This window comes from Arsenophonus sp. ENCA (assembly GCF_002287155.1).
Classification (GTDB): Bacteria; Pseudomonadota; Gammaproteobacteria; order Enterobacterales; family Enterobacteriaceae; genus Arsenophonus; species Arsenophonus nilaparvatae.
Map to the genome: position 1 here is coordinate 1 of NZ_NHNG01000658.1, position 7,078 is coordinate 7,078.

General features: G+C 43.1%; 8 protein-coding genes and 1 pseudogene. 1 reads left to right on the top strand and 8 read right to left on the bottom strand.

Annotated features, from left to right (window positions below):
• A partial coding sequence (locus CBG25_RS17120) for a transposase (protein WP_290606956.1) occupies positions 1 to 372 on the top strand: 372 nt, incomplete at its 5' end.
• A gap of 101 nt (positions 373 to 473) precedes the next feature.
• On the opposite strand, the gene CBG25_RS17125 is transcribed toward CBG25_RS17120, so the two are convergent.
• From CBG25_RS17125 to CBG25_RS17160, 8 genes and pseudogenes are all read right to left on the bottom strand, one after another.
• A complete protein-coding gene (locus CBG25_RS17125) occupies positions 474 to 734 on the bottom strand; it encodes a hypothetical protein (RefSeq protein ID WP_290608137.1) in 261 nt (86 codons plus the stop codon).
• Positions 735 to 775: 41 nt separating this feature from the next.
• Positions 776 to 1,807, bottom strand: coding sequence for a DUF6453 family protein (locus CBG25_RS17130; protein WP_290608139.1), 1,032 nt, complete (start codon positions 1,805 to 1,807; stop codon positions 776 to 778).
• Entirely contained in the window at positions 1,807 to 4,521 is a 2,715-nt protein-coding gene (locus CBG25_RS17135) for a DUF1983 domain-containing protein (protein WP_290608141.1), read from the bottom strand. The genes CBG25_RS17130 and CBG25_RS17135 overlap by 1 nt, the downstream gene beginning before the upstream one ends.
• Positions 4,521 to 4,919: a hypothetical protein gene (locus tag CBG25_RS17140; protein WP_290608143.1), complete on the bottom strand. Its 399-nt coding sequence runs from the start codon at positions 4,917 to 4,919 to the stop codon at positions 4,521 to 4,523. The genes CBG25_RS17135 and CBG25_RS17140 overlap by 1 nt, the downstream gene beginning before the upstream one ends.
• A complete protein-coding gene (locus tag CBG25_RS17145) occupies positions 4,919 to 5,596 on the bottom strand; it encodes an Ail/Lom family outer membrane beta-barrel protein (RefSeq protein WP_290608161.1) in 678 nt (225 codons plus the stop codon). The genes CBG25_RS17140 and CBG25_RS17145 overlap by 1 nt, the downstream gene beginning before the upstream one ends.
• 64 nt (positions 5,597 to 5,660) lie before the next feature.
• On the bottom strand, positions 5,661 to 6,089 hold the full coding sequence (locus tag CBG25_RS17150; RefSeq protein ID WP_290608162.1) for a hypothetical protein: 429 nt from the start codon (positions 6,087 to 6,089) through the stop codon (positions 5,661 to 5,663).
• 151 nt (positions 6,090 to 6,240) lie between these two features.
• A complete protein-coding gene (locus CBG25_RS17155) occupies positions 6,241 to 6,837 on the bottom strand; it encodes a hypothetical protein (RefSeq protein WP_290608163.1) in 597 nt (198 codons plus the stop codon).
• Between the two features lie 42 nt (positions 6,838 to 6,879).
• Positions 6,880 to 7,078, bottom strand: a pseudogene (locus CBG25_RS17160) (IS701 family transposase); the annotation flags it as partial.

The window sequence follows — 7,078 nt, forward strand, 5'->3', positions numbered from 1 at the left end:
AGCACCCACGACAGTCAGCATTTCGAAAGGGTCATTGACAAGGCCAACACCAATCGCAATATCTACGCCGACCGAGGCTATCCCTCTGCGGAGCGGGAAGCTTGGCTGAAGGCAAACGGCTATAGGAGCCAGATTCAGGGTAAAGGCCATCGAAACAAACCGTTGTCCAAGACTCAGCAAGGGCGAAACCACAGGATTGCAAAGACTAGGGCACGGGTTGAACATGCATTTGCGGCGATGGAACAAATGGGTAGAAAACTGATCCGCACCATTGGACAGGTGCGCGCTAATTTTGCCATGACGATGATGGCAGCATGTTACAACCTAAAGCGGTTGGCGTACTTCCAGAGCGCGTGCATCGTGGCTTTCTGACGCCCAGAATGGGTCAAATGGCCCTAGCCAGGGCAATGTGCGATAGAATCAGTAGCGTGATAATCAAAAAAAATCTAATTATTTAGAATGAAAGCCAAGGGTTAATTGAAAATCTTGAGTTTTTCGAGGTGCCCGTAAGTGTTAGCTGCAACCAGTGCTCTTGCTGCATCAGAATTATTATTTGGTTCAGTGAGGTTAATCGTGTATGTTGTGTCGGTAGCTGAAAATGTTGCTTCTTCAGCAAGAACTAATTCCGTGTCACTGTTAACATTTTTAATTAGCATTAACATGCTAGGTGATACCAGTGGATTGTTACTATTCCATTTCGTGCCTGTGCCTTTGACAATAGAAGAGCCTGACACGGTTGTAATTGTTCCTGTGTGGTATATATCATAATTTTTCTCTAGAAATAAAGGTCGAAGTCAATAACGTAAGATGGCGTGCTGTAACTGATGTAATCAATGGCTGATGTATCCACAAATACCCACTCCAAATTTCTGCCAGGCTGAATTGTTATTTTGTTACCTTGGAAACAGTACCCGCTAGCTCGACAATATGTCCAATCCTGATAAATACGATCTATCATTTCAGCACATTCATTTGCTTGTAGCATCGGCCTGGCAAATGGCGCCGTTACTCCCCATTGAGTTAATGTTATATTAGCGCCTACTAAAAACGGCAAATAATTAGATGAATAACTTAGTGTGCCTTTTGTATTATAAATATGTAGGCCGTAATCTGCTGGTACTAGCGTAAAATCAGTAGTAAATACTAAAACGTAAACATCTGTTTGCGCATTACTATAAATATTTTTATTATCTCTAGAGATAGAAACAACTGCATTTTGATTTGTTGGTCTGATAAAAACTAAACTTTTATCAATGCTTGGTACATTATTTGGAATAGTATAAATACCATTGGCACTAATCGTTATTTTTTTTCTAAATACACAATATCCCAGTTTTGACTGTTGCGTTATTTCTACTGCATTACCTAATCCGCCAATAAATAAACCATAGTCGCCTTGTGTCGCTTGCTTAGGGTGTCCATAAACATCTATCTGAAATCGACTCTCAAAATCACCATCGTAAATAAACCTGCCTTGTTGAGAAACTCCACCACCTGAGCCACCCCAATACCAGTGAATTCCCCATTTATCAAAACTAAATTTTAACTGGTTTCCTTCTATGCGTATATCCTCAAGCGTGAGCGGCCTTACCGCATAACTATTAGAGACAAAATAGAGTCGAGATACGACTTTAGTCACAATTATCAGATGATACTTGTTCGCTTCAGGGATGGTAAAACTGTGGTATCGTTGCTTTAAGTTGGGACTAACTGCACTCAATAACTTAGTTAATATCTGACTTTTATCCGTTATTTCAAAGGGTTTAAAACCGTCTTTCAAATCAACAAACAAACCGTAATCCGCCATCATGGCCTCCTGCCCAGTTTTATCACGCCACCAGAACTGGGATAAACGGCAAGCCCTGTGTTATCTAGTACTATTCTGGATGCATCACCATTAATTTTAAAATCTTTATTAATTACTAAGCGATTAAATTCTGCGATACCTGTTTCACCATCTATTTTGAAACCGGTATCCCCTGCTTGATAATTTTTTGACTGGATAACAGAGCCGATTAATAATTCTTCAATCGTTCCTTTGTCAATAAAAATTGTGCGCAAAAATACCTGGCCATTTTTGATAGCAAAAACAGGCTCCATCTTGCCATTAGCCGGATTGTAAACAATGAAAGTCTGGGCGCTAAAGCCAATCTGCGTTGTGACTTTACCGTTTTTAAGTTCAGCACCAATTACCATGCCAGCGTCATAATCCACACCGTCGTAATGAATCTTGACTAACGATGTCCACGTTGCAGAAGCCTCACCCTTTTTCATGTCATACTTAGCTTGTAGCGAATTCTGAGCGGCTGCCCATGACTTATCCGCTGTCGCTCTGACCTGATGGATAGACTCGGCTAAGGCTTTAGTCTCGGTTACCACATAATTGTCTACCCTGACAATTTCCGCTTTCATTTTGCCGTTTTGACGCATGAAATATTGTGTATTGCCGTTAAGTCCCTTCGCGTTTTCCAGTATCGCTTCGGTGCTGCTGTCTATTCCTTTTTTCAGCTGCTTAATCGCTTCCGTATCGTTAATTTTTTTATCAATTTCATCAAGAATATCACCGGGTAAACTATCCGGTTTGCCTGATGCCTCAACAAAAGGCGATTTTCCATAGCTGTTTATGGTGCGAATATAGAAAAAATATTCATGGCCAACTTTAAGGTTCTCTTGTGTCCAGAACTGACCTTGTCCGACTTTAGTGGCATGATTAATGACTTCATGTTCTGATGCGTCTGCCAATTTTTTATCGCTAAACCAAAATTCAAATGTACTACCATAGGCGGCTGAATCGCCTAACCTAGGAGCAGCGGTTAATGAAAACATGCCTACCGTAATGTCAACATTGATTGGTGGAGATGGGGCTACGATTGAAAAATCACGAATGGTGGGTTGTGATATCGCTCCTGCTGCGTTAACGGCCCTGACTTCAACGCGATAGGTTCCTCTTGGTAATCCAGCAATATCAACACGTTCACCTGGCACTTGAATCGTTTGAATGACTTTGCCTTCCTCAATAATATTTACAGTACTGTAACGTACATCCGCCGCGGCATTTTGCCAGCTTAAGTAACCTTGAACCACATCGCCGATATTGACAGGCATAAAGGTAAGATTTATCGGCGCGGCGACCCCTCCTGTTGGGAGCCCAGTAAATGGCGGTCTTTCAAAAGGCTTACCAATAATATCATCGTAAATATAAGCGCCGTCTTCTTCTAACAGAATTTCTACGCCTTCCTGCGGATGAAATTTCCATTCAGCCACGCGAAATTCAAGCGCTTTTATTCCTAGATTAGGTAAATCGAGCAATACCACATCGCCAGGGCGATAAGCGTAACCGTCTAGATTTAACGTTAACTGAACACGTCTTCCTGCTCGTTTCTTGCGCAAATAGAGATTGGCAAGCCGCCGTGCCTGGTAAGGGCTACTGACAAAGCGATAATCAATATTTTCTTTAATCTCAAGTCCATCTTCTTCCACCCATTTAGCCATTACAATAGGGCTAAAGTCCGTTTTAGTGTATTTTTGCTCCGCATCAACAAAAGTACCATAAATAGCATTGGTCGCCTCACTTAACGGCAGCTCAGGCGTAATGCTCACCGTGTCGATGATTTGATGCGGTTCAATTTTGAGCGTAGCAGGGCCATGATAAGCCCACATTAATATGCCGTGTTGCCCTGCAATGTATGTTGGCTCTGCCCCAATACAGCGGTGCATATGCTCAAGGATAGAGGCAGGGGATTCCGATAACTCATAAGCACCATTTAAGGTATAACGCGGCTCAGATTTACCCCCTGGTGTCGTGACTGACTCATCACATAAATCCGCAGCCACTTTAAAGGCATTGAAATCGATATCACTATCGGGGACTTTTAGGTAACTACGATAATAGTCTAAAATAACCAGTGCCCCGTTATTACTCCAAGTGGTTTTGTTCGATCTCGGGTCAAACAGTTCTTTGCCCCAGACTTCCACTTTAACGTTAGGTACACCGTAGGGGTATTTTTCAGCATCATAGCGTAGTGTTAACCTGAGCCAGGCTAAACCGCGACCTATCATGTCGTTTTTCCAACTTGGGGCATTTTTGACTAAATAAGGGTCAACGCTTTTTCTATCGTTATGTAATTCGTAATCGGCTTTATCGCCAAAAGAGCCTATCGTATCGTCGTTAAGCCAAACTTGACCAATACGACTGATTTTATGTCCAGCCAGTGTGATTGCCAAGAAAAGTTTCTCGTTTTTATCCTGCTCGCCTTTTTCTTCTTCCGCAAAAAAGAGTAGCCCTGAGCAAATTGTTTTGCCCACAATCACGGTTTCTGACGCCGTCGACGAGCGTAAAATCTGCTTGCGTTCAGCTTGTTCTCGATAGCCACCGCTTGGCATTTTGTCTTGAAATAACAATGACCCTGCGGTTTGGACAGCCAAACCCGCTGCCATCAACGCCAGTCCCAAACCGCCCGTTGCTAGTACGCCAGCGACCATCAACCCTGCGCCAATTATGCTTGTGACGATTTTACCCATTACTCAATTCTCCATGCCATGACAGGAATGTTATCAACCGGTCTTGCACCGATATCAGTGACTGCCCAAATCTTGTTGGCCCATAAAACACCCAGTGTTAAGCCTTCATCCCCATCAAACATCACCACATCGCCACGCATCGACTGTTCAACGGGTATCGTGTTGAAATAACGGCTTACCCCTTGTTGTAAATCGCCAAATTGATTTTTTAATACTCGTAATGCGCCTGCTTTTGTGCGATAACGCCCCCTAATTGCTGAACACGGGTCAAAATCGCAAACGGCTATCACACAGTCGGCAGCAAACAGACAGCAATCGTGCTCGCCCCATGAAAAAGGGCGACTCATCGCCGCCCTTAGGGTATTTGGTAGTCTGGTTGCCCAGTCTGGATGCCGCATTAGAATTTATAGCCTAAACCAACCGTGAATGCATCCGTCTTCCAATCACCACTGCCTGAACGTTCATAGCCAACGTCTAAAGTAGCCCCTTCCCAGAAGTTGACTTGCATACCAACACCATAGGCTAACTGTGTTTTTTTATCCGCATTTGACTCTTTATCGCTATTAACTAATTTATCTTCCTTGAACTCTTGTAAATTCGATTCATAAGAAGCTTTCTTATAGGCTCCACCGATTAATCCATAAAGGCTGACATATTCATTAACGCGATAAGTGGGACCTACCATCAAAGAAACATAACTACCGGTTACTTTACCTGTAGCATGTATTCTATCTTTTTTATCATTTTTATCCGCCTTTGCAGTGGCATTATAATCCTTGGTAGAATAGGCAATTGAGCCGATTACACCCCACTCGTCATTTATTTCATACCGGTAACGCATAAAAGCGCCGCCTAAATCGTGGTAACTATCTGAGGAAAGGGTTGCCGGTTTACCAAAATGACTAGTAATTTCATCACTCGCTTTCTTTGCGTTATCTTTAAGTAAATTAACCTGATCTTTGACTCCACCAGATTTCACATTCAAATACCCAAAAGAGAGCGTACTCTCACCGGCTTTTGCCAATACCGCGCCAGAAAATAGTGTTGGGATAACCAACAACAATAGTTTTTTCATTGTTCGTCCTAGGATTAAAAAAAGCATTTCATGAGTATAGCGTGAATTAATCTTTACTCAAATTTCACTTGTACACAAAAGCGGGCGCATCTTTCTTACTGCCCCAATAGATCGCTCGCTCAGCCATTTGCGCCACATACCGGAAAATGCGATCGTCACTTTTCCTTTTACGCCATGACGCATCCGTGAATCTGTCCGGTAATCCCATAGACCTGCGCTCAAAGCGATTGGAGACGGTCACGGCAACCGCATTTTCTTCACCTGTCGTTACGCCAATCGTTGAGATTTGACCGGCGAATATGATCTCTGCTATTTCAGGCTTACCTTCCTGGTTGATAGCAACCAGCATTAATCGTACATTCCGGCCTCGACTGCGCTCATTCATGACATCGCCAATCAACAACGAGTCAAACCCTGACAGTGACAAGATGAGTTGTTGTGGGCTGGTATTGTTTTGTTCCTTAACCTGCTCAACTTTACCAAACTGTCCCACGCCTTGGTAAAGTTCACCCCCAATAACCAAATCCCCCACACGGTATGGGCGCGCGTCACGCCGGATTTTAAATCTAAACGGGCGGCGATAACAAGCGCATAGTTCTCATTTATCGCTTTTACCATTTTGTTTGAAAACGGATGATAGAGCATTAGTTAAGCGCCTCCTCAAACGCCAAGGTTACCGTTGAAAACACCCCTGGTCGATACTGGAAATTTCCCTGGTCATTACTTGTGAACTTAAAAATCCCAAACGGTGAATCTGTTTCAATGTTATCATTTATTTTAGGCGCATATCGCAACATCGGTGAAATCGGTATGGCAGCATTACCCTTAGCATCACTGGTTACATTATTCGTCACCATTTTGAGTTCGTTATTCACCGTCAGATAATCCCCTTTTCGCATCACAACTGAACTGACTTTCCAATCCTTGGTTTGCAGTATTCTACCGGTTTGATTTGCAACGCTGACTACTGGCTTTCCTCTTTCTGTTAAGCCTTTACGTATCCAGTTGTAAATTTTTATTCGCCCACTTTCACCGTCAAGCTCAGCAGTCAGTGCTTCAAGTTCACGCGACTTATTCTCAGTCAGGTTATTGAAAGTTAAGCTACATCGCCAGCGGCTACCGGGGAAACGCACCGTCTGAACACTTCCGGTAAACGTTGAGGTAAACGTTTTGCTGTTACTCACCAGTTGCCAGTTCATAGCGGAAGGGACGATATTTTCAGGCCATTCGATTATATCCACCGCTATCCTCCCAGTAGTCTTCGTGTTCGTCCATTATAGGACTTACGCAAATAGCATAATAATTGTAGGCTTTTTGAGCTGCTGACAAAGATAATCATCGAGCAATCCTCGCTTAATACGATAAAGCGTTTTGCCTGTACTTCGAGCAATTTGAGCTAATCGGGTCCAGACTAAAAAAGCACATGCAATATGATTGCGTTGTATCCGAGCATTGCGACATTGGCATTTTTCGAGTCCAGTG

Excerpts from the sequence above, each read along its gene's own strand:
- CBG25_RS17145 (WP_290608161.1), bottom strand. The coding sequence starts at position 5,596 with ATGAAAAAACTATTGTTGTTGGTTATCCCAACACTATTTTCTGGCGCG.
- CBG25_RS17130 (WP_290608139.1), bottom strand. The coding sequence starts at position 1,807 with ATGGCGGATTACGGTTTGTTTGTTGATTTGAAAGACGGTTTTAAACCC.
- CBG25_RS17135 (WP_290608141.1), bottom strand. The coding sequence starts at position 4,521 with ATGGGTAAAATCGTCACAAGCATAATTGGCGCAGGGTTGATGGTCGCT.
- CBG25_RS17140 (WP_290608143.1), bottom strand. The coding sequence starts at position 4,919 with ATGCGGCATCCAGACTGGGCAACCAGACTACCAAATACCCTAAGGGCG.